Source organism: Paenibacillus etheri, from assembly GCF_001012825.1.
GTDB classification, from domain to species: domain Bacteria; phylum Bacillota; class Bacilli; order Paenibacillales; family Paenibacillaceae; genus Paenibacillus_AQ; species Paenibacillus_AQ etheri.
In genome coordinates this window covers 48,767-75,141 of record NZ_LCZJ02000014.1, presented here as the reverse complement: position 1 = coordinate 75,141, position 26,375 = coordinate 48,767, and the positions used below count along the sequence as shown (strand labels likewise).

Genomic DNA, 26,375 nt, shown 5'->3' with positions numbered 1-26,375 from the left:
AAAAAGATCATTAAACCCTTTTATAATAAGGTTTTATTCGTTATTCTTTTTCTTTTATCCAAAACATAATTCAGATTAAAAATCATTCTTTTATTGTACAAAACCGATTTATGTGATAATTTCAAGTTACACATCATTATACTGGGATAAATTCATTACCCTAGGAGGAACTCAAATGAGTAAACAGCTGGATGCCGTCACTTTCGGGGAGCCGATGGCGATGTTTTATGCGAATGAAACGGGTCCCCTGCATGAAGTATTTTCGTTCTCCAAAGCGTTGGCAGGTGCTGAGAGCAATGTAGCTACAGGCTTATCACGCTTAAATCATCCTACAGGTTATGTTACGAAGCTTGGCGAAGATAACTTTGGCCATTTCATTGCTCAAGCAATGAAGAAAGAGAACATTGATACCGACAACATTACTTTTACTAAAGAACATTCAACAGGTATGTTAATCAAATCGAAGGTTGTTACTGGCGATCCTAAAGTCGAATACTTCCGGAAAAATTCTGCGGCTTCCAAGCTAAGTCTGGTTGATTTTGACGAGGCATACTTTAATGCTGCAGGACATTTACACGTAACAAGTATCTCCGCCGCCTTATCCAAGAGCTGTCATGAGTTCTCTATTCATGCTATGGAATTTATGAAGAGACAAGGAAAGACTGTCTCCCTTGACCCAAACCTGCGCCCTAGCTTATGGCCAGATACGGAAACGATGGTGAACACAATCAATGATCTGGCTACACGCTGTGATTGGTTCCTTCCAGGACTCGGTGAAGGTAAGATTCTTACAGGTCTAAGAACACCAGAAGAGATTGCGGACTATTATCTGGCGCGTGGCGTCAGCTTAGTCGTCATCAAGCTCGGACCTGAAGGCGCTTACTATAAATCCTCTAAAGGAGAAGGTTATGTAGACGGATTTAAGGTAGAGCAGGTCGTTGATACCGTAGGTGCAGGAGATGGCTTTGCCGTTGGTGTAATCAGTGCGATGCTGGAAAAACTTCCGATTGCCGAGGCCGTCAAACGTGGCAATGCGATCGGTGCGTTAGCCGTCATGTCGCCTGGCGATATGGATGGACTTCCGACCCGTGACGAGCTTACGAAGTTTATGCAGCAGTAGGTTTAAGCAAATAGATTTGAGTCTAATCATTAAAAAATGCCGTCTCACAGTTGAACTGTGGAACGGCATTTTTTTATATTTTTATAGGCTATGCTTATTTATAAGACTTCACGGACTGCCCTTGTTGCAAGGTCGGGGGGAAACGATAGGTGATAGGAACGGAAGCGCCCTTATCCTCGATACTAGAGAGCATAATCTTAGCAGCTTGCATGCCCATTTCATAAGCAGGCTGACGAATCGTCGTTATGACTGGATTATAAATTTGCGCGAACTCCGCATCATCTATACCGATGACAGACAATTGTTCCGGAATAGCGATGGCATTTCGATTCGCATATTTCAGGATCTCAGCTAACGTGATATCATTCGTAGCCAATAACGCTGTCGGAGGTTCCGGCAACACTAAAAGGCGCTTCAGACCTGTAGCTAATTCTTCTTTTGGCACACTGCAAATATACTCTTCACGCAGCGTTAGTCCCGCTTCTTCCATCGCCTTTTTATAACCACTGATCCGCTCTTTACGAGGGGTAATGGCATGCTCACCTAACGGTAGGGACACTAGCGCAATTCGCTCATGCCCTTGCTGAGTTAGCTGTCCCACACCTATCTTGGCCGCCATTTCATTGTCGAGCAACAAACTCTGCGTGGTGATTCCATCTACCAACCGATCCATAAACACTAGCGGAAAATCGGCCTCAATCAGTCGGCTGTAAGCAGATGGATTGTTCCCCGTCGGAAAAATAATCAAACCGTCCACCTGGCGGGCGACTAAGGTTTCGACGTACTTGCTTTCTTTTTCCGCATTCTCATCGGCATTGCATATGATCACTTGGATTCCGTGTTGCTGCAGTTCGTTCTCGATCGCCCGGATACACTGGATAGACAGCGAATAATCGATATTAGCAACGATGATTCCGACCATATGCGTCCGATTCTGTTTCAGACTGCGCGCAAGTCCATTCGGTTGATAATTAAGCTCCTCGATCACAGCCTCGATCCGATTTTTCGTCGCTTCACTCATATATTTAAAACGTTTGTTCAAAAATTGAGAGACCGTACTCTTCGACACTCCCGCTTTTTGAGCCACATCATCAATCGTTAACTTCTTCATCGCTTCGGCTCCACTCTTCTCAAAAGAAAATTACTTTATCAAAAAGTATAGCTTTTATTGGGTGAATTATCTACTAAGGAGTAGAATTCAAATAATCCATATAAAGCTTATTTTGTTGCTCTTCCGATAAAAAAGCCCAATTCTCAATCAGCCACCCCAATCCATTTTTCAGAAGAATATCCGCTTTACGTTGTTCCCCGCCCACTTTATAATCCATGATTAATGCTTGCCCTGTAATCTCTTTAAACCCAATTGCTATAACAGGTGTCGGAATGCTCATGGTCTCCATATCATAAAGTACGGTTTTCTCTTTGTACTTTTTATCCCCTGCATATTCTAAGTAACTAAGTACGAGTTGCTCATGCTCCTTATCTACAGCAATTATTGACTTGTATTCTAAAAGTGTATCGTCAAAGGATTTAAGCGCGATCGGAACCACATTTTCCCCTGCCGCTGCTTTTTTAACATTAAGCATCGAAAACTGACCATCCTCATATATACCTACACCAAGCGTCTTTTTGTAGGAAGTTAACTGGACATAATCTCCTGCTCCAAAAACCCCACTCAGATAACGATAAGTACTTGCTCCTCCCGCATAAAGCGGAAATGTATATATCCTAGTAGCCGAAGAAGCCGATAGCACCGTCAGGTACCTCCAGCTAAGTTTATTGTATTATGCTTAGTCTGTAAGTGTCCAAAGTGATTAGGGGGCTTTATAGTTCTATTGCACAAAGTGCAATGCCTCCCCCAACTTATATCTCACTTTAATCCCCTCCGTCCGTACCCGCATCTGTATCTCCCCCTGCTGATCTGTCCGGAATATAGCTGCCTGGTGATCTTGCAATCGCTCCAGCACCTCAGCTTTCGGGTGGCCATAGAGATTATTAACACCCGCTGAAATCACCGCTGCTGCAGGCTGCCAGAATTCTAACCAATCTTCGCCAGTGGATGTTTTGCTCCCGTGATGAGCCACCTTCAGCACATCAATGCCAGGTTCAGCGCTGATCCCTTTTTGCCGGGCTAGCTGTACAATCTCCTCTTCAGCTTCCAGATCCATATCTCCAGTGAATAGAAAGTTCCTACCATTCATCTCTAAGCGAAAAGCTACCGAATCGTGGTTCTGCTCTTCCAGTAGAGGAATGCCATTCTGATAAGGAGTACCCGACGCTTCTCCGCCCCTTTCCTCTGGCCACAAAAAGGACAGCTCCGTCTTGTCATCCGGGGAAAGGGTCATTCCTTGATTCACAGCATACAGCTGAACATCCCTCTCCAGTGCAGTCCTCATCATCTCCATATAAAACTCGCGATCAACTATTGTCCCATTAAAAAGCAACGCCGAAACAGGAATCTCTTCCAAAACGGCTTGGAGTCCTCCGGCATGATCCTGATCTCCATGTGTCAAAATAATCGCATCTAAACGGTGGATGCCACGTTTTTTAAGCAAGGGCACCAGCACTTTAGCTCCAACCTCGAACGGACTTCGGCGAACGCGCCACTCTTCTTTTTGGCCAAAGTTTAAAGTTCCTCCACCGTCCACTAGAATATGGGCTCCACTCGGTGTAGTAATGAGAATGCTATCGCCTTGTCCGATATCCAGATAACTAATCGTACCTCTACCTGCCTGACCATCCGACTGATAACCCCTATACAGCAACATCCCCAGTCCAACTAACAATAGTAGAAGAATCGCTCCGCTCCATCGTCCAACCATGGAAGCACCAAAAGCAAACTGTGCATTCCCCACTCTCCCAAATCCGCCGTGACTGTTCACAGGTAAACCTACCTCAGCTAATGGTCTCGTCTCGTCCTCCATGTACTGCGGTGCAGAACGAGCTTCCTTTCTTAGCTTGGCAACATACAGCAGACCATACAACAAAACATAGTACATCCCGATCCACAGCAGCGAGGGCGAGCGCCAAATCAAAACTCCACCAGCATATCCATTGATCCACTCCACAGCGTAGAAAGTAAAGTTATTCAGCAGCTCCGTAACATGTGCCAGTACTTTTGCGGCATCTTCCCACAGTCGTCCAAGCAATAGCGCAAGCGTCCCTAGCGGTAATACTACAAAAGTAATAAAAGGCACAAAGACCAAATTAGCGACAAAGGACAGCAGCGAAAACTGATTAAAATAATAAATGGTCAGCGGAAACGAGACCAACTGAGCTACTAGAGTCACAGAGACGGCACCTTTAAGCCAGCGTGGCAGAATACTTAGAAGAGGATTCATAAGCGGAACGTAGACCATCAACCCTAAGGTCACCAGAAAAGACAGCTGGAAGCTGACACTGAGGAGCATATAGGGATTCCAGATCAACATAACCAGTGCCGATGCCGCCAAAATATTCAGTCCATCCTTCAGCATCCCAACTCGTGCAGCAAGCAAGGCAATCATACTCATCAGCCCCGCCCGCACAATGGACGGCCCCGCACCTGACAAGAGGACGTATATAGGAACGAGTATGAAGGTGAGCGTTAGCGAGGTCTCTTTTGTCAGGCGTAAGCGCCTGAACAGAAATAAAAGAACGCCTACATATACCGCTACATGCATACCTGAAATGGCGAGAATATGCGTCAAACCGAGCTGCGAGAACTGCTTAAAGGTATCCGGATCGAGATCATCCTGCATCCCGATGATTAAGCCCTTCATATATCCAGAGTGACGTTCTTGAAAAAGTTGATCCAGCTCTGCCCCAAGGACCGTCCGCGCGCTGTCATTTAAACGAAAAATCGTTAACGGACTCCATGAATCTGGCACGGTTGCCCTCACATTTTCCGCTCCCTGTCCCTTCAAAAGCCAATGAATCTTCTTCGTATGTAAATAGGCACGATAATCGAAGCTTCCAAAATTACGCGCGACTACCGGCTCTTCCAGCACGCCATTAAGCAGCACCTCATCCCCTCTTCGCCACTCCGCAGCAACAGCAATTTCTTGCTCGGCCAGAAGTTTGATCTGTACCGCGATTAGCTCCCCCTGCATTCTTTCGTCCTTCTCATCCACAGGATCAGATGCTTTCTCATCCTCCTCTGCAAGCAGGTTCATATGTGAGAGCTTCATTATAAAATCAACCCGATCCCCGTCCCGTTCCACCACGGAAACGATCGTACCTCTTGCTTCCACCGAACTCTCATTCAGTTCTGCAATCGTGCCATCTAGTGCTTCAGGAATTCCGCTAATGTTACGAGCTTCGTTCCACTCCCAATATCCATTTGCTAATGAAATGGACAAACACAACACGGCTATGTATTTCCAGCTCATTGTTCCCCACACCCTCAGACTCACCAGTAAAAATATTAATCCAGCCCACGTGAGCAGCAGTCCATTCCCTGAGGATAAGCAAGCCGCTGCGCTTCCAGCCACCCAGCATACCGTAAAGCTTAACAAAGGTCTTTCCTTCACACTCCTATCCCCCTTTCACAATACTGGGTACAAAAAAAGAACCTCTGCATACGCCACAAAAGCGCACGAGAGGTTCTTCCTCAAGTCATCTTATTAAATTGATGTTGTACAGAACAGCTATTCCGACACTTTGATCATCGTTTCACTCGGCGGCTCATAATTCTCCAATTGGCGAAAAATGATACCCTTGGCAGCCATCATCGCTTCAACCTTTTCCATATCCTTACGGTAAGGTCGGTAATACACGATTTCCACTATACCACTGTTCGCCAGCATATTAGCGCAGGTCCAGCAAGGCTCATCCGTCACATAAACGGTACTGCCTTCCCGATCGACCCGGTCTGTAAATAGCAAAAGATTCTGTTCCGCATGAATCGTGCGAATACAGCGCTGTTTCTTCACCATTGTCTCTACGCCGTCCACGATCTCCATCTCATATTGCTCCGAGAGCATACAACCTGCCTCCGAGCAATCAGGTACGCCCATTGGCGCCCCGTTGTACGCGGTACCAAGCAGCTTCTTGCCTTGCACCAGCACAGCACCTACATGTCGACGATTGCAGCGTGAACGAGTTGAGACCATGCAGGCAATATCCATAAAATAAGTATCCCAGTCTTTACGATAAGCAGCAGTCATAATCAATCTCCATATCCTTCTAAATAGTTGTTAACTATTGTAGCACATCCCCGCAAGTTTTCACTAGGACAACGGTTGTAGCACATTCAACAGTACATTCAATACCTTTTTTATCTTCAAAATATTACTAAAGGCTTTAACTTTTCCAGCATTTTGGGCCCGATCCCCTTCACCTTCCCCAAATCTGATAGACTGCGAAAAGCCCCTTCACGATTGCGGTAATCGATTATCGCCTGAGCTTTTTTCTCTCCGATGCCTGGGAGATCCATCAGTTCCTTAGCACCCGCTGTGTTCACATTTATTTTACCTTCCTGTGAAGCAACTGGTGCGGTAACTTCCAGCGCCCCCGTAGACACAACTGTTGAATCTCCTGCTGGAGTTTGACCTTCTACACCTGCCGGCGTATTGCTCTCTGTCAAGGTTTGCGTTTGGCCTCCAGACTTCGTTCCACTCCCCGCAGCATTCTGCCCAGCAACTGTCGCCCCCTTTTCATTTGCTGGAGTTGGAACTGCTTGATCCACTTGTACAGCATCCTTAACTTTCTGATCATCTTTAGACTTCCCAGCGTCTTCAGTCTGCTCTGAAAGATCAGAGACTCCAATCGCTTGTTCCATGTTTCCATTCAAGGTTTCCCATCCGGCAATGCCGGAATCCCCCTTGCTCCCTGCAGACCATAGCAGCCCACCACCCAGTAGAACTACAATCACTCCAAGCACTATATTCCCTTTATTCAAAATGCACTCCTCCTCAAGAAAATTCGTCCTATACTTTTTTGTGAATCTTCATACATTCCTTTAATTGGAATTCCCTTTAATAATTCATACAAAACCTGTCATTTGTCCAAGGCTATCCTGCATACATATAACGAAGAGAATTCATGTCAGTTAGTTAAAAGCAATGCTAGAAAGGAGGAACCACAGGTGAAAGTAGGATTTATCGGAACTGGCAGCATGGGCAGCCTGCTGATCGACGCCTTTCTTTCTTCCGGAGCGCTAGAACCGTGTGATGTACTCGCCAGCAACCGCAGCCTGAACAAGCTGCTGGAGCTTGAGAAGCGTCACCCCGGCATTACCATTTGCGGAAGCAATAGGGAGACAGCGCTAGGAAGTGATATCGTTTTTTTATGCGTAAAGCCACTTGAATTTAAAACATTAACAGATGAGATCGGCTCATGTCTCCGGAGAGAGCAAATCGTCGTATCCATTACAAGTCCAGTTCAATTGCATCATCTGGAATCCGCTTTGCCGTCCAAAATTGCCAAGATCATCCCAAGCATTACGCACTGCGTCAAGAGTGGGACTTCACTGTGCATATTTGGCAGCAGGCTTAATAAAGAAGACAGGCTTGTACTGCTACAGCTGTTGTCTTTCATAGGTGTTCCCTTGGAAATCCAAGAAGCACACACCCGAATCGCTTCTGATTTCTCCAGCTGTGGGCCTGCGTTCTTAAGCTATTTCATTGAGCGCTGGATTGAAGCAGCAGTAGAGGCCACTGGAATTGAAGAGACATTAATCAGCCGACTTGCTGGTGAGATGCTGCTTGGAACAGGCAAACTACTGACAGAAGGAGAGTTTACCCCGCAAGAGCTTCAAGACCGGGTTGCTGTTCGTGGCGGCATTACCGCCGAAGCGTTAAACCACTTGCGTATCAGTCTGGAAGGTGTATTTGAACGTCTCATCACGACTACACATGATAAATATGATGAGGATGTCACTAAGCTTGATGAGCTATTCGGACATGACACTATTAATCAAGGTCCTAAAGAGCGCTAGAACAACAAAGCCCGCAGCACGGATTTCTCCGATGCTGCGGGCAGAATTGCGTTCTTCGCTTAACCCACTACAATATTTACAAGCTTGCCAGGAACTGCAATAATCTTGCGTACGGTTTTACCTTCTACAGCTGCACTCACATTAGGGAGTGACAGCGCATGAGCTTGCATTTCTTCCTGACCCATATCCAGCGGAATCAGTGCGCGTTGTACGATTTTACCATTAACCTGAATAACGATTTCAACCTCAGCATCAACTGTCCATGCTTCATCATAAGTTGGCCAAGCCACGTAGCTAATGCTTCCTTCATGACCGAGCAGTTGCCACAGCTCTTCAGCAATATGCGGCGCCAGTGGCGACAACATTTGTACAAAGTGTTCAGCAGCTTCATGGGACAACGTTTCTTGCTTGTAAGCATCGTTAATGAAAATCATCAACTGACTAATCGCTGTATTGAAACGCAGATGCTCGAAATCGTCAGTGACTTTCTTAATCGTTTTGTGCCAAGTACGTTTGAACTCTTCCGTACCGCCATCTGCTGTGATTTTGGAATTGAGCTTACCTTCCTCATTCACGAACAGACGCCATACACGGGACAAGAAACGGTGAACCCCTTCAACACCCTTTTCATTCCAAGGCTTGGTTGCCTCCAGAGGGCCCATAAACATTTCATACACGCGAAGCGTATCTGCACCGAAAGCTTCAACAATCTCATCAGGGTTGATGACATTTCCGCGTGATTTACTCATTTTTTCATTATTATTTCCAAGAATCATGCCTTGGTTAACCAGCTTATGGAAAGGCTCTTTCGTTTCCACTACGCCGATATCATAAAGCACTTTGTGCCAGAAACGTGCATAGAGCAAGTGAAGTACGGCATGCTCCGCTCCACCAATGTACAGATCCACTGGAAGCCATGCTTTTTGCTTCTCTTGGGAGCACAGCTCTTGATCGTTTTTCGGATCAATATAACGCAGGTAGTACCAGCAGCTGCCCGCCCATTGCGGCATGGTATTCGTCTCACGGCGAGCCTTCATACCTGTCTCAGGGTCGATTGTTTCTACCCACTCTGTTACATTCGCAAGTGGAGACTCCCCAGTACCCGAAGGCTTGATCGCATCTACATCAGGCAGTACCAGCGGCAGCTGATCAACCGGAACAGTCTTCATTGTACCGTCTTCCAGATGCAGAATTGGAATCGGCTCTCCCCAGTAGCGTTGACGGCTGAACAGCCAATCACGCAGACGATAGGTTACTTTACCTTTACCTACACCCTTCTCTTCCAGCCAAGCAATCATCTTCGCAATCGCTTCTTCATTCTTAAGTCCGTTCAAGAATTCAGAATTAACATGCGGTCCGTCTCCGGAATACGCCTCTTCTTCAACGTTGCCACCTTGCACGACTTCCACGATATTCAGGCCGAATTGTTTAGCAAATTCCCAGTCGCGCGTATCGTGACCTGGAACCGCCATGATCGCACCCGTTCCATATCCAGCAAGTACATAATCTGCAATCCAGATCGGTGCCTTAGCGCCATTCACAGGATTGATTGCATACGCACCCGTGAATACACCGCTCTTCTCTTTAGCCAAATCTGTACGTTCAAGATCGCTCTTATGGGAAGCTTTCACACGATATTCTGCAATCGCTGCACGTTGTTCTTCTGTTGTAATGGCATCAACCAGTTCATGCTCCGGTGCCAATACGCAGTAGCTCGCTCCGAACAATGTATCTGGACGTGTTGTAAACACGGTCAGGCTAGCGTCGTGACCTTCAATTTCAAAGTTCACCTCTGCACCTGTGGATTTGCCGATCCAGTTGCGCTGCATATCCTTAATACTCTCAGACCAATCCAGCTCTTCCAGATCTTCAAGCAGACGCTCAGCGTATTCAGTAATTCTCAGAATCCACTGACGCATCGGTTTACGAACGACCGGATGTCCTCCACGCTCACTTTTACCATCAATAACTTCTTCGTTGGCAAGTACTGTACCCAGTGCCTCGCACCAGTTAACAGGTACTTCTGCTACATAAGCCAAGCCTTTGTTGTACAACTGGATGAAAATCCACTGCGTCCATTTGTAATAATCTGGATCTGTAGTGCTGATCTCGCGATCCCAGTCGTAGGAGAAACCCAGCGATTTGATCTGACGACGGAAATTATCGATGTTCTTATCTGTAAAATCACGCGGATGCTGACCCGTATCCATCGCATACTGCTCTGCAGGAAGTCCAAAAGCATCCCAGCCCATTGGGTGCAGCACGTTAAAACCGCGCATCCGTTTGTAACGGGATACGATATCCGTTGCTGTGTAGCCTTCTGGATGACCTACGTGCAGTCCTGCACCTGAAGGGTACGGGAACATATCCAGTGCATAGAAATTCGGTTTGGTTGAATCTTCACCTGTCTTGAAACTTTTGTTCTCATCCCAGAACTTTTGCCACTTAGGCTCAATAGCCTGCGCCCGGTAACCGCCGGCAGGTATACTGTTTGTTTGATTATCGCTCATTGTCTGCTCCTCCTTGGAGTGTAACTACTTAGTTTTCTTAAGCTAGCATAAATGCGTCCCTGTCCTTATAAGGACAATTAGCGTCGTTTATGCGAGAAATATAAGACATGAAGTATTTCGTGAAACCTATACCCTCTTATATTCACAAAAAAACCTCCCATCCCTAGCGTATTATCGCTAGGGACGAGAGGTTATAATTCCCGTGGTACCACCCTAGTTAGCGGCTGAATATACTTTATTCTGCCACTCACTTTGCACCCTTTAGCGGGGGTGAGGCGACGGCGGTTCACCTAGGACATCCGTTATTTCTAGTGGATATCCTGAACTTGCGCCGTTTCTCAGAGGTGAGTTCACTCCGTTCCGTTAACCGGCTCGCACCTGAGTGCCGGCTCTCTGCAATAACGGTATAGAATTAATACTCCTCATCATCGATCAACTATATATACTGATTGTTCATCAGTAATATTCCCCAACATTATATACAAAACTGTTGACTATAGTCAATGTTTTACCCTATTTATACAGGCTTTCGTTTGATTAAATACGTCATAAAGTGTTGAATAACGACTTTTGCAGCCGCGAAGAACGGTACAGCAAGGATAAGTCCTATCATTCCTGCCAATTCACCGCCAACCAGAAGTGCAAAAATAATGAGCAGCGGATGCAAATGCAGCTTCCTCCCCACCACCTGTGGAGAAATAATATTGCTCTCCACAATTTGGCACGCAGTGTTCACCACTGCAACCAGTAGCACTAAACGAAACGAGACTGTCGAAGCCATCACAATGGCTGGTGCAGCCCCCAAAAAAGGCCCCATATACGGAACAATATTGAAAACTGCTACCACACTGGCGAACAGTAAAGCATACGGCATTCCGATGATGGCGTAACCGATATAGGCGAGCACACCGATAATAATGCAGACCAGAAACTGTCCACGAATGTAGTTGCCAAGTGCATCATCGATATCTTTTAACAAGGTAACAATAGACTTACGCCGTGCGCGGGGCAGACAAGAGACCACCGTCCGTTCAAACACATCAAAATCCTTCAGTATATAGAACACTAGAAACGGCACGATAAAAGCATTGAACAGCACGTTAATCGTTGTCCCTATATTATCGAGAAAATTAGAAATCCCCTCTGCGAGACGACTCTCCAGTTGAAAAAACCAGTTGTTCATCCCCATCTCGACCCCGGGCGGTATTAGTCTTGAATTCATGTGTCGCATCAGCCCTTGGGCTTGCAGCGTCATCTCTGGCAAATGTTCATTTAACTCTTCCAGCTGCTCGATAAACATCGGGATAAGGTTAATGGCAATCACTGCAATCGCCGTTAAAAACACTGCATATATAAGTAGAACAGCTACACTACGCGGCATCTTCCGTCCGGCCAGCATACTAACGACGGGATTCAGCACGTATGAAATAATCATAGCTGCCAGAAATGGAGCGAGGATTGCCTTCAAAAATACAAATATCCCCTGCAGCATCGGACGAAGCAACCAAACGAAATACAAAATGATCAGGGAGAGCAGCACTCCGATCATCCAGCGGAACCACTTACTTTGGGACCATTGCTCCATGAGTGTACCCTCCTGCGGCTGTAGACTGGACTAGCTTCGTAAATAAGTATATGTATGGCCGCAGCAAAATAACCATCGAGCACATAAAATAACCCCACAAAGTGAGACCTTTGCCCAAAAAAAGCGTCAATAACCCTACAGCTGATTTCAGCTGAAAGGAGATTGACGCTTTAAGTGCATAGATCATTCTTGCTTACAAAGCAAGATTCATAGTTAAGACGACGCATGAATTTGCGGGAAATCCTGAGTCATATCATCCCCGGAGAACAGATCGTCTAGCGAGCTGAGTGTGCCGTCTTCTTCAACCTGATAAACCGACATCTTCTCGCCGTTTACCGTCAATTCAATGAAACAGCCCCAGCAATAGAACTGGTGGGAACCAATCTTTCCGATATCTTTGGAGTTGCAATTTGGACACTTCATATAATACATTCCACCTATCCGTTAACAATATTAATGGCTTTTTGTAGCCGTTCTTCGCTCATCGCAGGAACCATTAAAGCATTCTCACCAATGGACATCTCATCAGAACAAGGCAGCCATTTGCGGCCTTCGATCAAATCAGTCACAAGCCCGTCACTGATTTCCAGCGCTCCTATTGTGTTTCCCAACTTTTGGTCAAAATAAACATCCGATATTCGTCCAAGTATAGTTCCCGTTGTAGTCAGTACTTTCAAATCCTTAAGTTTGTTCTTTCCAAGTAGAAAAGTACAAGGTATATGATCGGCATCTGCCTTATCAATCGACTCTTTACTACGAATCATGACAGCATCCTCGCCGTAGGCCACAATATCTTTCCATGCCACAAATTTCACATGACCACCAAAAAAAGATTTGCTTTCCAGTTCAATACCCGTAATATTCCAGTTTGAATCGAGCAGGATATCGACAATCTTGCCGATTTCATTACCCTCTTCAACTTCAAATACAGCCAAGCCGATCAGATCTTGAAGTCTCATGGCTGCCTCGGTCCCCTCACTTTGAGTGTACTTACGAGTTCTCAGAAAGCCAAAAGCCCGAATCGCCCCGATACAGATCGAAACCTAGAAGTAACTAGTCTCATTTACGTAGGCGATTCAAAATGGTTTCAACTTTTCGAGCAACGTACTCGATTTCTTCAGTAGTATTACCCAAACCGATACTAAATCGAATCGCGGACTCTAAAATATTTTTGGGAAGTCCCATAGCTTTCAGAACATGAGATATTTCCAGTGATCCTGACGTGCAAGCCGAACCGCTCGCTGCCGCAATCCCCTCCATATCCAGGTTCATCAGCATAACATCTGTCCCAGCCCCTGGGAAGCTCAAATTCAGAATACTAGGTAAAAAGTGCTCGGAATTACCGTTAAGCGAATAACTCTCCCGTCCAATCAGAGTATCCAGCTCTCCGAGCAGTCTGTTCCGCAGGAACTTCATATTCTGTTGACGTTCTGAAAGCCCCTTAACCGCTATTTCAACGGCTTTGGCAAATCCAGCAGCTCCGGCTAGATTCTCTGTTCCGGCACGTCTCCCGCGCTCCTGAAGGCCGCCATGAAGTCTTGGATGTAGCGGCGCTCCGCTTCGAACGTATAGACCCCCGATCCCTTGAGGTCCATTGATCTTATGAGCAGTAAAGCTCATGTAATCTACTGGAAGCTCTCGTAATGTAATCGGAAGAGCACCAAGAGCTTGTACAGCATCTACATGGAACAGAATCCCCCGTTCTTTAGCGAGCTGACCAATCTCCTGAATCGGCTGAACGGTACCTACCTCATTGTTGGCATACATTACGCTAATCAGCACCGTGTCTTCCTGCAACGCTGCTTCTAAGTCTGTGACGGATACCCTGCCCGTCGAATCCACAGGAAGATAGGTTACTTTGAAACCTTCCTTCTCTAGCTCTTCGCAGGTATGTAACACTGCATGATGCTCGATCTGGGTGGTGATGATATGTTTTCCTTTATGGGAAACTGCAGCTGCTGCTCCATAGAGTGCTAAATTGTCACTCTCTGTGCCGCCTCCAGTGAACACCCACTCTTCCGATAAACAGCCCAAAAAGGCGGCGATAGAATCGCGCGCCCCATTCAATATTCTTTTAGCTGAACGCCCGAACTGATGTACACTAGACGCATTTCCGTATTGTTCTGTCATTATATTCAGCATGACCTTAGCCACCTCGGGATGAACCGGGGTTGATGCGGCGTGGTCCAAATAGATGGTTTTCATATTCATTTCTCCGCTTCTAGAGTATAGGAAAATAGTTCTTCTAAAAATATAAGAAAGTATAAGTTTCACGTTATACATTATCCTTATATTTCTCGCTTAAACGCTAACCGTCCTTATAAGGACGCCGAAGACGTTTATACTTGGAACTATTAAATTATACCGCGCGAGAAGTGAGTTTTCCACAAGCGAAAGAACACAATATTGTAATCATTTCCCTATGAAAGCTAGGATTATAATAGCCAATTCTCTTCAGAGGTTACCTTTATGCCATTTTTTCGAAGTAAAGCTGTAGTAACGCCATTTCCGGCTATTTTTTTCCCTTTGAATTCCCCATTATAAATCATGGCGCTGCCGCAAGAAGGACTGTTTTCTTTAAGCACTACCATCGTAGCTGAGACCTCTTGGGCTTTTGCAAGCGTGATATAAGCACCCTCTAAATACATATCTGTAACATCTGTACCTGAACGATCCACTACTTTAGCCGTTCCTGCCAGCACATCCTCGCCATTCCCACCAATGATTTCGGCTGGCTCTCTAGGCGTAGAGAATCCCCCTAATAACTCCGGACACACCGCAATGGCTTTATTCTCATTCAAAAGCTTCTGGATCGTTTCATCCAGACAATCCGTCCCATTATATCTTACCTTCATGCCAGCTAGACAAGAGCTTACCAGAATCACCAATGAGCACCTCTTTTTTCATTCATTCCGCTTCGTTTATAATAAGACGCAGGCGATCAATAGTCGTACAAGCTAAGAAATATTTCGAGCATAACATGATGTATTTTAGCTGTAAACTGAGCGAACTTCTAATCTGCTGAATGGGGAGTGTAAATAATGTGCGGACGTTATACAATAACCGTCACTATGGAAGAGCTGATGGTCAGATATTTTGCGAATGATTCAACCATTGTCCACTATGCGCCAAAATATAACGCTGCGCCCATGCAGCAAATTCCTGCAGTCATTAATACAGGCTCCAGCAATAAGCTTGGGGAACTGCGCTGGGGTCTGGTTCCTTCATGGGCAAAGGATGACAAAATAGGCAGTAAAATGATCAATGCACGGGCAGAATCACTACTGGAAAAGGCTTCTTTCAAGCGCTTAGTAAGCTCACGCCGCTGCATTATCCCTTCTGATGGCTTCTACGAATGGAAGGTGCAAGGTAGCAACAAACAACCCATGCGGATCGTGATGCGCGATGGGGGTATTTTCTCTATGGCCGGATTATATGATATTTGGATGGACCCTAAGGGTAACAAACTAAGTACCTGTACGATTATAACGACTACCCCGAACGATCTTATGGTCGAAATCCATAATCGCATGCCGGTTATTTTGAAGCCTGAGGATGAGACAGAATGGCTGGATCGCGGCAATCAGGACTCTACCTCTCTAATAAAGCTCCTGAAGCCGTATGATCAAAACAAAATGAGAGTCTACCCAGTTTCCACAGCTGTCGGAAATGTTCGAAATGATACGAAGGAATTAATTGAAGAGGCACAAGCATAAACGCCTTCGGCGTCCATATGAGGACGGTAAGTGTTTATGCGAGAAATAGAAGGATAATTTATAACGTAAGCATATAAATTCTTATATTTAAAAAAACATCTTAACCCTGCAGGTTAACCACAGAGTTAAGACCAGCGCTGCTCAATATGAATCCTGCGTCTAATCAATTGATGAGACATCTTTAGAAATCTGTCAGCATACAGCTCGGAGGAAAGGTTGTTTCGGATATGCCATTCCCCATTCAGCCTAATACTGGCCCGTAGCGCTGGATCATGCATTAAGGATAGAGCCGCATTCACAGCATCATCCAGCTGCCCTCTATTGTATATTTTTCCAGTGTAATTATTAATGACAAGTCTCCGAATACCATCTGAATCCGTAGTAAGTACAGGACAACGGCATAACATCGCCTCAGCTACCGCATACCCAAATCCCTCGAGAATAGAGGTGGAACAGAGCAGTCCTCCCGAATCACCAATAATGCTCATATAATCTGCCATTTGCTCATGAGGAACATTGGAATGCGAAATCAAACGTGAAGCAATCCCAGTCTCGGCTACAAATTGTTCATAGCTTTCTTTTTGCTCCGGCTCAAACAACGTATCGTCCTGAAAAATCCATAAATATAGCTCGGGATGGATCGCCAGCAGCCTTTGTCCGATTTGTAGAAATTCTCTCCAATTCTTATTCGTTTGAATTCGTCCCACCCAGCCGAGGATGGGAAAGCTTTTCGTGGGATAATTGGTATATCCAAACTGATTGCAATCGATCGGATTGTCAAAGCAATATTGAGGAATGGAGGGAAATCCACCTTTAAAAAGCGTCTGCAAATGGGTGGTTTCAGGATAGAGTAGTGCATCGGTTAGCTTGTGAATCCGCTCATTAAAATTATTAATAACTTGCTCCGCTTCATCTAACGTCCCCAATCCCTGCACCTCAAAAACAAGCGGCCCCTTGTAACCAACCCCCCTGAACCTCTCCGCTAAGTAAATATCCGTACACACTACAATCAAGTCAAAGGCTTCCCGAGTGAGCAATCCCCTGATCTCGCCATCATTATTGGTAATATAGGTTTGAATATTAGGAATATTTTGTTGCCCTTTTCCAGGGTGTGTGTACAACAAATGACACTCTACACCGCGATCATGTAATGCTTGGCAGCGCACTCGGTTCAGGGTTTGCATGCCGCCGCTCGGGTTGAAGAAGGTGAACAAAATCTTCATTACGATCACTCATTCGCATATTATTTTAGGAAAAATAGATCTTCAACAGATCATACAAATCTGCACTTCGAAACAGCTCATTATAGTAGTGAGTTTTAGTCGATGGGGTATACCTGTGCCGAAATCCAATCAAGCTATGATCATCCGTATAAAAATTGGAGATCATGTCTCCACCGGTACTAATCAAGGCCTCCAGCATGTATTCAATATCGAGGGCTCCAATAAAAATTTTTGGACCTAGAACTATCGTATAGGGAGTGGATAAGTGCTCTAACGCTCCACAAATCGCGTGCGACTCCTTAACTCCAGGCATACAAACGAACTCCGTTGCAGGATGAGGGATTGAACTCAGTAAAACAGATGGTTGACCCGTAAGTGATAAATCCAGCACCCGACATTCATAATTGCTATACGTCTGTTCATACAGATTCTCTATCCTTGCTATTTCCTCCGCACCAGCATTTACTACAGGAAATAAAACGGTAATCATAGGAGGAATTCCTCTACGGAATCGCGCCTGATGGCGGGTCAAGTGATAAGTATATCTCCATCTGCGATGATTTTCAGTGGAATGTAACTGTGCAGATACACTATAGGTAGAGTCCACACGATAATTAACCAGCTCCACGGGTATAAATCGAATATCACAATGTTCAGCCAGTCTCAGCCAGTAATCATAATCCTCCACCGGTTCCATGCCGTACCCTCCAACAAGCTTCGCAACCTGCGATTTGTACATAAAAGAAACGCCGATAAGCGAGTAATCCAGCAGTTTTATTTTTGGCTGTGACTGATAATTACGCTGAGTAGCCAATTGATGTTCGTTATGAAGTAGATTCCCCTCATTATCTATACTTTGAAATGAACTGTACACGATGCCTAGCTCCTGCGGCCCCTTCACTAGTGCACCTCGAAGGATTTCGAGGAACCGGGGTTCATAAACATTATCGCTGGAGACCCAACTCAAATACTGAATACTAGGTTCGTTAAACAAAAGCTCGAAGCCCGTATTCAGCGCATGTGCGATACCCCTGTTTTGTACATAAGAGATAATAGCTACTCTCGGATCCTCCGCAATTATGGACCGCACGAGCGGTTCCATTTCTGGTGCTCCATCAATTACAATGAGCAGTCGAAATTCGGTGAACGTTTGGCGCAGAACAGACTCCAGAGCTTGCCGGAGAAATTCCGGCTTTTGGGTATACAAAGGCATAACTACCCCTACATCCACCATAATTTTCACCTCTCTCTACATTGGACTATAAGATTAGTATATTTAAATTTCACCTTAGTGCCTGTGTGAATGCCCTAAGAGGATTTATTGCGCGCCTAAAAAAGCAGCAACCGCCCTATTTCTTCCGGGGATTGCTGCTTAATTTTTCCACCAACAACTGTTATACAGGTATAGAAAGTGCGGAGATTTCCGTTAATTCACTTTGAAGCACTCGCTGATCGGTAACAAGATTCCCGAACTCGTCCAAACCAAATGTGGAGCACACTACATTTGCCAATGGATAAGGGGTGCTTAGCTGAACCTCGTAAGACACATTCCCCGCAATGAAGAACTCTCTAATATCGGAACTCATTGCTGGAACATAATAACCTGTGACATAAAGCGGTGTAATTGCAAGCGTTGAATATGGAACGCCAAAGACTTCAACGACCACCATTGCGCTTGCGTTACTAGTATTACGAACACTGACAGCCACATAACTTGCTGCAGTTCCTGTTGCTCTTGTATTCGTAATAAGACCAGTGGTATAAGGCATTGTTCTCATTCCTCCTCTTGTTTTCTATCAACTTATTCGACAGAATGCTGAAAGTTGTGAGGCAAGAGGAAGGGGAAAAGCGTGGATTAATAGCTAACTAGACATGTACACAGTTTCTTTTCTGCTAGTTACATATCATAGATTGAAGAAAAAAAAGGAGAGGTGACAATGACAAATTTCAATTTTCAGGTCACGACGGGTTTGCCACCAAAGTTCGAACCTTATATTGCTGTGAATCTGCTCATTCCCGGAATTATGATCGCAGTAGCTGTCGATACTACAACCGGAGTTCCATTAATAGGGATGTATCGCTCGTTAGATGGCGGTGCAAACTGGTCGCAATCTTTACTGCCTCTACCCCCAGGATTTACTGGAGCCGAAGCACCTGCTGTTGCGTATTCCTTTCCAAATACATTTGTCATTTCTGCACATGCATTTCCCGGCGCTTCAGATGGAACGACTATTTGTTATATTTCCACCAACAACGGTACTACTTTCAGCAGTCCCGTAATTGTAAGCAGTGGATTTGGAACCTACATCAATAATGACGAAACGAATATCACAATCGATGTAGGACAATCAAGCCCATATTTAGGAAACATCTATGTTTCCTACAATCATCAGTTCAATGTAGCTAACGGAGGTAATTCAACAGCATTCCTTAGTCGTTCCCGAGATAATGGAGCGACATGGGATACCCCTGTCCTGCTTTCCAGTGAAGCTAATCAAGTAGAACGTCCCGATGTTGCGGTGGATTTGATAGGCACGGTGTACGGGGCCTGGATTACAACAAATCCAGAATTCCGATTTGTGATCAGACCCTCTTTTGATGGTGGTACAACATTTAGTCCCCCTGTCCTCGTGTCCTTGATCGTACCAGTACCCATAGTTCTGCCCGTTCCTGGTTATGCTTTCCGTGTCTTAACGTTTGCGAATATTTCAACGGATCGGTCGGTCGGACCCTTTACCAACCGTGTGTATACCATCTGGCAGGATTTCCGCCAAGGGTATTCTGATGTATTCATGTCTATTTCAAATGACAGGGGCTTGACTTGGAGCACTCCAGTAAGTATTACCGGTGCACCCGCAGGATCCCAGAACTTCTTCCCTGCGATCGATGTCGATCCTTTGACTGGCGTAGTGAATGTGATCTATTACAGCAACCAAATTAACGGATTCTTACTAGATGTATATGTCGCACGGTCCATCAACGGTGGTCAGACATTTACGAACACAAGAATAACGAACGTCTCCTTCGATCCGAACGCTGGTGGTGTTGGACCGGTCACCTTAATTGGAGATTATATTGATATTACTTCCGTTCCTCCAGGTGGATACATCGGGGTATGGACGGATACTAGTCCTGGTACACAGACTATTTTTGCAGGATATTCTGATGTAGTTATCACATAAATGGAGATCTTGTTATATCTATTTACTCAATAAATCAGAGGTTAATTCGCCTCAATTGTTGACAGCGAAACCATTAACCATGGAGAAAATTTTTCTGATAACTCACCTTTTGGGTTATGTGTATGGAAAAGATAGGCGTCTCCGGCTTGATTTTTCCAAATCATGTAGTCCACCAAGCCGTTCGCATGGCTTGTCTGCAAGTAAAGTTCTGCATAGCCTAACGGATGCTCGATAAGTTCTCCACTATAGTCGTTTGGCTCTCCGTTGGCAGACAGCTCAGCTTGGCCTTGTTGCTTCAAGGAAACGAGATCGTAGCCAGACGACAATGGTTCAATATCCGCATAATAGTCAGGGTCTTTGCCCAGCGATAATCGGCCAGTTTTCGCATTCAAGGAGAACCCCTCAAATATATATAGCGAATATCCTTCGCCCTGTGTTAGTGTACCCGTCTGAACAGGAACGCCCCCCTCCAGTTCATCGAACGTTTGGGTTAGAGGACGATCCGATGGCTGAGGGTGGTTTTTTTCTGGAGGATTGGATGGTTTAGGGGTGACAGTTATCTCATTAACGGGAATTGCTGGTGTGGTAGTCGCTGTTAGCTTCTCTTCGTTAGCCGCCTCGTTGTTGCTGCATGCGCCCAGAATCAGGGTAGACAGCAGAACAAGGATTGCTGTTATCGTTGATTTTTTCATGATAAACCTCCTTATCTGAGTAATGCTTATTACCCATATCGTCACCATTGTATGCTTTGCCCACGAAATAGTCTCCTTTCTTCTCGCTTCTTATGAGAAGCGTGGTTCGCACTCCGACAAAACAACACAAAATAGCTCGCCGACCAGTTAAGGTTAACGAGCTATTTCTTGTGTTTTTTATTCTCTTGAAGGATACAGGTGCTCTCGTTAACAATCCTGCCAGTTACGCATTCACAGTTTCTGTTTTACGATCTTGCCGTGCATGCAATGTTTTCATTGCAAGTCTGGCTATCGGCTGCGCGACCAATAGTTCAATCCAAAATGCTATACCAAAGTTTCTAGGCCAGATGTGAAGGAAGTTTTTTCATCACTTTCCCAACAATCGGCCCTGCAACTAATCTTACGGATAAAACTACGATCATCCACATAAACGGAATAATCTTTAGTGTATCTATATACACTTCCCTACTGAAGCCGCGTTCCAACCCCACAATAATAGGGGCAATAGTGTTTACTGAAATGATTGAAATAATGACCAATATCTCTACACACTGATCTAATAATTATATCATTTTTTCCGAATAAATGGTCAGTCCTTCTACTGAAAAATTAATTTAATACTGATACGTAAGCTAAAAAAAGAAACGTCCTCCCCAAATTTCTTGAGAAGGACGCGTTAAAACTTTTTCTACAAATAGCTTTAAATATAAAACATATAGTTGTCTGCCAAGCTCTCTTCTTTATAATTAATCAAGTCATGAAGCGTTGTGGAATCCAGAACGTCGGCAATGCTATCGCGAATACGCAACCATAAATCGCGTTTTGCCGCATCATCTTCTTCAGTGAAATCAACTGGAGAAATCGGACCCTCCAGCACACGAATGATGTCACCCGCTGTGATAGCACTAGCCTCACGTGATAGAATGTAGCCACCGTATGCGCCACGTATACTTTTTACGAGTCCTGCGTTCCGCAGGGGAGCGATTAGTTGCTCTAGATAATGTTCGGAAAGTCCGTTTTTCTCAGCGATACTCTTAAGTGAGGTCGGTCCTTCACCAAATTTCAGTGCAAGCTCCATCATAATTGTTAGTCCGTAACGTCCTTTGGTTGATATTTTCAAAGGGGCACCTCTTTCGGTTTAGTTTCTAGTTATTGTATACTATTGATTCGGTAAGTCATGCGTTTGTCATATCAAGGTATTCCGATGATTACTCTTAGTTTATGTTATCATATTCGAAGTCACAAATGAAATGGCAAACGAAACATTTTGCAAAAATGTTCACCCCTGGTGGACATTTTTCTATTCTCCCCCTCTTATTTTAGGGTTTACAGTAGACAGGTATGTTATAATACATTTTGAGCCGGGTGTTCCATGAATGACCGGTATTTTGGGTACAGAAATGGTGATTACGATGACAAAAGCAAAACAAGACACCCGTGTCGTCGTCGGCATGTCCGGAGGGGTCGATTCCTCCGTCACGGCGCTTCTGCTCAAGCAGCAGGGCTATGACGTCATCGGCATCTTTATGAAGAATTGGGACGATACCGACGAATTCGGAGTATGTACAGCCGAAAGCGATGCAGAGGATGTTCGCCGCGTATGCGAGCAGATTGATATTCCTTACTATACCGTTAATTTCGAGAAGGAATACTTCGACAAAGTATTTTCGTATTTTCTCGATGAATATAAGGCTGGCCGGACGCCTAATCCAGACGTCATGTGCAACCGCGAGATTAAATTCGGAGAGTTCCTGAACAAAGCCCTTCAGCTTGGCGCCGATTATGTAGCGACTGGACATTATGCACGTGTTATAGAAGAAGATGGTGCGTACAAGCTGCTCCGCGGTGTAGACAACAATAAAGATCAGACCTATTTCTTGAACGCGCTGGGCCAGTATCAACTCTCTAAAGCGATGTTCCCGATTGGTCATCTTCCTAAACCGGAAGTTCGGAGAATTGCCGAAGAAGCCGGACTCTATACTGCCAAGAAAAAAGACAGCACAGGCGTTTGCTTCATCGGTGAGCGTAATTTCCGTGAATTCCTTAGCCAGTATCTCCCGGCACAATCGGGTGATATGGTAGATATCGCAACTGGGGAAATCAAAGGCCGCCACGATGGACTTATGTACTATACATTGGGTCAACGTCAAGGCCTTGGCATTGGTGGATCCGGTAACGGCGAACCTTGGTTTGTAGCCGAAAAAGACCTTAGCCGTAACATTCTTTATGTAGTTCAAGGAGACAAGCACCACAGCCTGTACTCCACGAGTCTGATTGCCTCCGGTGTTAACTGGATTGATGGAAAGGAACTTGGTAAGGAGCCGCTAAAATGCACCGCCAAATTCCGTTACCGCCAGCCAGATCAAGGTGTGACTCTTACAACGCGGGAAGATGGAACAATAAACGTAGACTTTGATGTTCCGCAAAAAGCTATAACACCTGGCCAAGCCGTTGTCTTCTATCTCGGTGAGCAATGTCTCGGTGGCGGCACGATCGAATATGCAGAGAAGGTTGTACCTTCAGCGCAGGCATAAGTGAAGTCTATAACAAAAAAACAGCAGTTCAGAAATCACTCCCTGAACTGCTGTCTTTATAATACCATTTGAATTAAACTAACTCCCACTATTTCAACTTACTGAGCTACTGCAGATTTATCCGCAGAAACTGCAATGTCGTTATAGTAGAGACCAGTGCCATCACCAATTCCATAATTCAATATACGGTTGTTTACCGGAACTAGGGCAGCACGATAAAGCGTAGGGAATACAGGAATCTCGTTAACCATAAACTGTTGCCATTCTTTATAGATCTCTTTACGTTTATTTACATCGAATGCAGCCTCGGAGACTCCTTCGGTGAGCAAACGATCATTCTCTGCACTCGAGTAACGCGGGAAGTTAAAGATTGCGTCTTTACCATAAAGACCTGTTGGATCAACATCAATCCCTACAGTCCAAGCACCTTGGTAAACATCCACAGAAGGATCATCCTCACCATTTTGTCCAACACGATCATAGAACGTATTAAATTCTACCATCTCCAAAGTTACATTCAGACCAATTGCTTTCCAGGATTGTACATAATATTGAGCCAATGGTTCAGCAATGTCCGATCCGGTCATCGAGATGAAATTAATCTTCAGCTCGCTGCCATCCGGATTCGTTCTAAATTCACCGTTAAGTTTGTAACCAGCGTCATCTAAGATCTTCTTAGCAGCTTCTGGATCAAAAGGTACACCTGGATTAGAAGCATCATGAAATTCCGGATGGGAAGGTGGAATTAAAGTTGTCGCATTCCAGCGAAGACCACTATAGAATTTCTTACCCACTGTATCATTGTCTACAGCAGCCCACATGGCTTTACGCAGGTTCACATCCGCCATTTTAGCTTTAGGATCGGTGGCAACAACTTTTTTCTCAGCATCCCATTTACCTAGCTTAAACCCAATATACGTATATGCACGGTCAACAGCACCAAGATACTCGACATTTGACATTTTTGCATTATCTGGGAATTGATCAATAGGGAAGGCATCCACCAAGTCAACTCCACCAGACTTCAGTTCTTGTACAACAGTCGTTGGGTTGATTACCTTCAAAATTACTTTATCCAGTTTAGGTGCGCCGCGCCAGTAATCTTCATTCTTAACGAATACTACAGACTCACCAGGAACAATGCTTTCCACTTTAAAAGCTCCAAAGCCAATTGGCTTTTGACGAACTTCAGGGGATGAGGAGATTTTGGCAACATCCATACCACCAAAGATATGTTTAGCTAATGGATAAATCCATATGCCACCCGTTAACAGGGAAGGTGAGGATTTAAGATAAGTAATTTGCAGCTTCTTCTCACCCAGTACTTTAATACCAGAAATGGTCTTTGCTTTTCCGGAGTGGTATTCTTCCATACCTTCAATATTAGTAAAGTCAGAACCGTAACGTGGACCATCATATTTCGGATTACCAATAACCTCATGCGCAAACAGCCAATCTTCTGCTGTCACTGGCTTTCCATCCTGCCAGTTCACATTGTCGCGAATCGTAAAGGTGAAGGTCCGTCCATCTTCTGCTACTTCATAAGTTGCTGCACCATCATTCGTGTATACATAGTCTTTGTCCCAAGTTAACAAGCCTTCATCGAACCAATTCAGGACTTCAGCATCTGGAGCTCCAGAATAGAAGTTCAAGTTCAAGGTACCTTCAAATGGACTGTCGGAAACAAGTCCAAAAGTAATTGTTCCGCCATCAATAGCTTCACCTTGATTAGTCTTAATGTTACTGAAGTCTTTAATGTTATAAAGTCCGTCTTCTGCATCAGGCGCTGCCGTCGCTTTTGCAGTTTCCGCAGGGGCACTGGCACTTGGTGCAGCTGTTGACTCAGCCGCTCCGTTGTTGTTCTTGGAGCCACAGGCTGCAAGGGCGAACAACATTACAAACATTAATGAAACTAGTAGTGCCTTGGAACGGATGGGTTTTCTCATTAACAATTTCCTCCCTTATTATCCTTTTCTTTGTCTTGCGTCGGTCGCACGTTTGAGCGCTTGACCTACATTATTTATACTCAACATCAGTACCAAGATCAGCAGTGATGCGGGTAACCAGATCCACCATCTGAACTCAAGCGTTTGCGGATTTCTCGCATAGCTTACTAGAGTACCTAGACTGGGTGTACTTTCTGGAAAACCAAAACCTAGAAAGGATAGGCCTGATTCCAATCCAATATTAGCTGCCAAATTTAAAGTCATCGTGACGATAATAATTGAGCTTAAGTTCGGCAGAACTTGAGTGAACATTATTTTAAGATTGGAGGAGCCTAGGGTCTTAGATGCCTGAACGTAATCCAGTTCCTTCTCTTGTAACGTCTTGGAACGAATTAATCTGGCAATCCCCATCCATAGAAAGGCAGTCATGATAAAGGAGAAGGTTAACGTATTGTATTTAGGAACTGCACTTACGAAAGCTATAACAATCATTATAAAAGGCAAAATCATGAAGAAATCTACAACACGCATCGAAATATTATCTACCGTTCCCCCAAAATATCCAGAGAACAGGCCAACTAGTATACCGATGATTCCCGTAAAAAAAGTAACCATAAAAGCAATCGACATGGAATTTCGTGTGCCTATAATTAATTGACCGAATACATCTCGTCCTCCATAATCGGTCCCCAGCCAGTGTACAGCCGAAGGCTTCTCATACAGGGCGAACAAGTCAACCGTAACAATTTCTTTTTGATCTAAAAATAAGGAAATCCCATAAACAGCGGCGATAATCGCAAATAGAAAAATCAGTGAGACCAAAGCCAATTTATCCCGCATAATCTCTCGCCAAACAATTCTGAAGCCTGATGGACTTTTATCTGTTTCCTGCAGCAGAGCTATCTCTGCGCTCGTCTTTGCCATTTTATTCACCTCAAAGTGTTCATC

Annotated in this window: 24 protein-coding genes; 5 read left to right on the top strand and 19 right to left on the bottom strand. The window is 44.9% G+C overall.

Going from position 1 to position 26,375, the window contains the following annotated elements; all coding sequences use genetic code 11:
* Window positions 1-175: 175 nt before the first annotated feature.
* On the top strand, window positions 176-1,120 hold the full coding sequence (locus tag UQ64_RS02435) for a sugar kinase (protein WP_060621941.1): 945 nt from the start codon (window positions 176-178) through the stop codon (window positions 1,118-1,120).
* 94 nt (window positions 1,121-1,214) lie between these two features.
* On the opposite strand, the gene UQ64_RS02430 is transcribed toward UQ64_RS02435, so the two are convergent.
* From UQ64_RS02430 to UQ64_RS02410, 5 genes are all read right to left on the bottom strand, one after another.
* Entirely contained in the window at window positions 1,215-2,231 is a 1,017-nt protein-coding gene (locus UQ64_RS02430; protein WP_060621940.1) for a LacI family DNA-binding transcriptional regulator, read from the bottom strand.
* Between the two features lie 73 nt (window positions 2,232-2,304).
* Entirely contained in the window at window positions 2,305-2,874 is a 570-nt protein-coding gene (locus UQ64_RS02425) for a hypothetical protein (protein WP_060621939.1), read from the bottom strand.
* 78 nt (window positions 2,875-2,952) lie between these two features.
* Window positions 2,953-5,631 (bottom strand): ComEC/Rec2 family competence protein, encoded by a 2,679-nt coding sequence (locus UQ64_RS02420; RefSeq protein ID WP_060621938.1) that lies wholly within the window; start codon window positions 5,629-5,631, stop codon window positions 2,953-2,955.
* A 117-nt stretch (window positions 5,632-5,748) separates the two neighbouring features.
* On the bottom strand, window positions 5,749-6,267 hold the full coding sequence (locus UQ64_RS02415; protein WP_060621937.1) for a deoxycytidylate deaminase: 519 nt from the start codon (window positions 6,265-6,267) through the stop codon (window positions 5,749-5,751).
* A 116-nt stretch (window positions 6,268-6,383) separates the two neighbouring features.
* Complete coding sequence (locus UQ64_RS02410) at window positions 6,384-7,001, bottom strand: ComEA family DNA-binding protein (RefSeq protein ID WP_060621936.1); 618 nt, start codon at window positions 6,999-7,001, stop codon at window positions 6,384-6,386.
* 186 nt (window positions 7,002-7,187) lie between these two features.
* On the opposite strand from UQ64_RS02410, the gene comER reads away from it, so the two are divergent.
* Window positions 7,188-8,039: a late competence protein ComER gene (gene comER, locus UQ64_RS02405; RefSeq protein WP_060621935.1), complete on the top strand. Its 852-nt coding sequence runs from the start codon at window positions 7,188-7,190 to the stop codon at window positions 8,037-8,039.
* Window positions 8,040-8,098: 59 nt separating this feature from the next.
* Here comER and leuS read toward each other — a convergent pair whose 3' ends face one another.
* The 6 genes from leuS to UQ64_RS02375 form a co-directional block, all read right to left on the bottom strand.
* Window positions 8,099-10,549 (bottom strand): leucine--tRNA ligase, encoded by a 2,451-nt coding sequence (gene leuS / locus UQ64_RS02400; RefSeq protein WP_060621934.1) that lies wholly within the window; start codon window positions 10,547-10,549, stop codon window positions 8,099-8,101.
* Between the two features lie 517 nt (window positions 10,550-11,066).
* The gene (locus UQ64_RS02395; protein WP_060621933.1) at window positions 11,067-12,134 is read right to left on the bottom strand and encodes an AI-2E family transporter; all 1,068 of its coding nucleotides are present in this window, start codon (window positions 12,132-12,134) and stop codon (window positions 11,067-11,069) included.
* A gap of 213 nt (window positions 12,135-12,347) precedes the next feature.
* Window positions 12,348-12,557 (bottom strand): hypothetical protein, encoded by a 210-nt coding sequence (locus UQ64_RS02390; RefSeq protein WP_036677557.1) that lies wholly within the window; start codon window positions 12,555-12,557, stop codon window positions 12,348-12,350.
* Between the two features lie 14 nt (window positions 12,558-12,571).
* Complete coding sequence (locus UQ64_RS02385; RefSeq protein WP_060621932.1) at window positions 12,572-13,093, bottom strand: PRC-barrel domain-containing protein; 522 nt, start codon at window positions 13,091-13,093, stop codon at window positions 12,572-12,574.
* 100 nt (window positions 13,094-13,193) lie between these two features.
* Window positions 13,194-14,339, bottom strand: a complete 1,146-nt coding sequence (locus UQ64_RS02380; protein ID WP_060621931.1) for a cysteine desulfurase family protein — start codon at window positions 14,337-14,339, stop codon at window positions 13,194-13,196.
* Between the two features lie 230 nt (window positions 14,340-14,569).
* Window positions 14,570-15,019 (bottom strand): 2-thiouracil desulfurase family protein, encoded by a 450-nt coding sequence (locus UQ64_RS02375; RefSeq protein WP_060621930.1) that lies wholly within the window; start codon window positions 15,017-15,019, stop codon window positions 14,570-14,572.
* A gap of 156 nt (window positions 15,020-15,175) precedes the next feature.
* Here UQ64_RS02375 and UQ64_RS02370 point away from each other — a divergent pair, with 156 nt between their 5' ends.
* The gene (locus UQ64_RS02370; RefSeq protein ID WP_060621929.1) at window positions 15,176-15,850 is read left to right on the top strand and encodes an SOS response-associated peptidase; all 675 of its coding nucleotides are present in this window, start codon (window positions 15,176-15,178) and stop codon (window positions 15,848-15,850) included.
* 125 nt (window positions 15,851-15,975) lie between these two features.
* Here the strand turns inward: UQ64_RS02370 and UQ64_RS02365 are convergent, their stop codons facing one another.
* The 3 genes from UQ64_RS02365 to UQ64_RS02355 form a co-directional block, all read right to left on the bottom strand.
* Window positions 15,976-17,073, bottom strand: a complete 1,098-nt coding sequence (locus tag UQ64_RS02365; protein WP_060621928.1) for a glycosyltransferase family 4 protein — start codon at window positions 17,071-17,073, stop codon at window positions 15,976-15,978.
* Between the two features lie 25 nt (window positions 17,074-17,098).
* Window positions 17,099-18,307: a glycosyltransferase gene (locus UQ64_RS02360; protein WP_060621927.1), complete on the bottom strand. Its 1,209-nt coding sequence runs from the start codon at window positions 18,305-18,307 to the stop codon at window positions 17,099-17,101.
* Window positions 18,308-18,467: 160 nt separating this feature from the next.
* Window positions 18,468-18,842: a hypothetical protein gene (locus tag UQ64_RS02355; RefSeq protein ID WP_060621926.1), complete on the bottom strand. Its 375-nt coding sequence runs from the start codon at window positions 18,840-18,842 to the stop codon at window positions 18,468-18,470.
* Window positions 18,843-19,010: 168 nt separating this feature from the next.
* On the opposite strand from UQ64_RS02355, the gene UQ64_RS02350 reads away from it, so the two are divergent.
* On the top strand, window positions 19,011-20,255 hold the full coding sequence (locus UQ64_RS02350) for a sialidase family protein (RefSeq protein WP_060621925.1): 1,245 nt from the start codon (window positions 19,011-19,013) through the stop codon (window positions 20,253-20,255).
* Window positions 20,256-20,296: 41 nt separating this feature from the next.
* Here the strand turns inward: UQ64_RS02350 and UQ64_RS02345 are convergent, their stop codons facing one another.
* The 3 genes from UQ64_RS02345 to cymR all read right to left on the bottom strand — a co-directional run bounded on the left by UQ64_RS02345 (window position 20,297) and on the right by cymR (window position 22,067).
* Window positions 20,297-20,947, bottom strand: a complete 651-nt coding sequence (locus UQ64_RS02345) for a hypothetical protein (protein WP_060621924.1) — start codon at window positions 20,945-20,947, stop codon at window positions 20,297-20,299.
* A 338-nt stretch (window positions 20,948-21,285) separates the two neighbouring features.
* A complete protein-coding gene (locus tag UQ64_RS32770; protein ID WP_425339564.1) occupies window positions 21,286-21,486 on the bottom strand; it encodes a hypothetical protein in 201 nt (66 codons plus the stop codon).
* A 161-nt stretch (window positions 21,487-21,647) separates the two neighbouring features.
* The gene (gene cymR / locus UQ64_RS02340) at window positions 21,648-22,067 is read right to left on the bottom strand and encodes a cysteine metabolism transcriptional regulator CymR (protein ID WP_042191066.1); all 420 of its coding nucleotides are present in this window, start codon (window positions 22,065-22,067) and stop codon (window positions 21,648-21,650) included.
* A gap of 292 nt (window positions 22,068-22,359) precedes the next feature.
* Here cymR and mnmA point away from each other — a divergent pair, with 292 nt between their 5' ends.
* The gene (gene mnmA, locus UQ64_RS02335) at window positions 22,360-23,481 is read left to right on the top strand and encodes a tRNA 2-thiouridine(34) synthase MnmA (protein ID WP_060622035.1); all 1,122 of its coding nucleotides are present in this window, start codon (window positions 22,360-22,362) and stop codon (window positions 23,479-23,481) included.
* A 98-nt stretch (window positions 23,482-23,579) separates the two neighbouring features.
* On the opposite strand, the gene UQ64_RS02330 is transcribed toward mnmA, so the two are convergent.
* The gene (locus tag UQ64_RS02330; RefSeq protein WP_060621923.1) at window positions 23,580-25,427 is read right to left on the bottom strand and encodes an oligopeptide ABC transporter substrate-binding protein; all 1,848 of its coding nucleotides are present in this window, start codon (window positions 25,425-25,427) and stop codon (window positions 23,580-23,582) included.
* 18 nt (window positions 25,428-25,445) lie between these two features.
* Window positions 25,446-26,351, bottom strand: coding sequence for an ABC transporter permease (locus tag UQ64_RS02325; protein ID WP_060621922.1), 906 nt, complete (start codon window positions 26,349-26,351; stop codon window positions 25,446-25,448).
* Window positions 26,352-26,375: the final 24 nt, after the last annotated feature.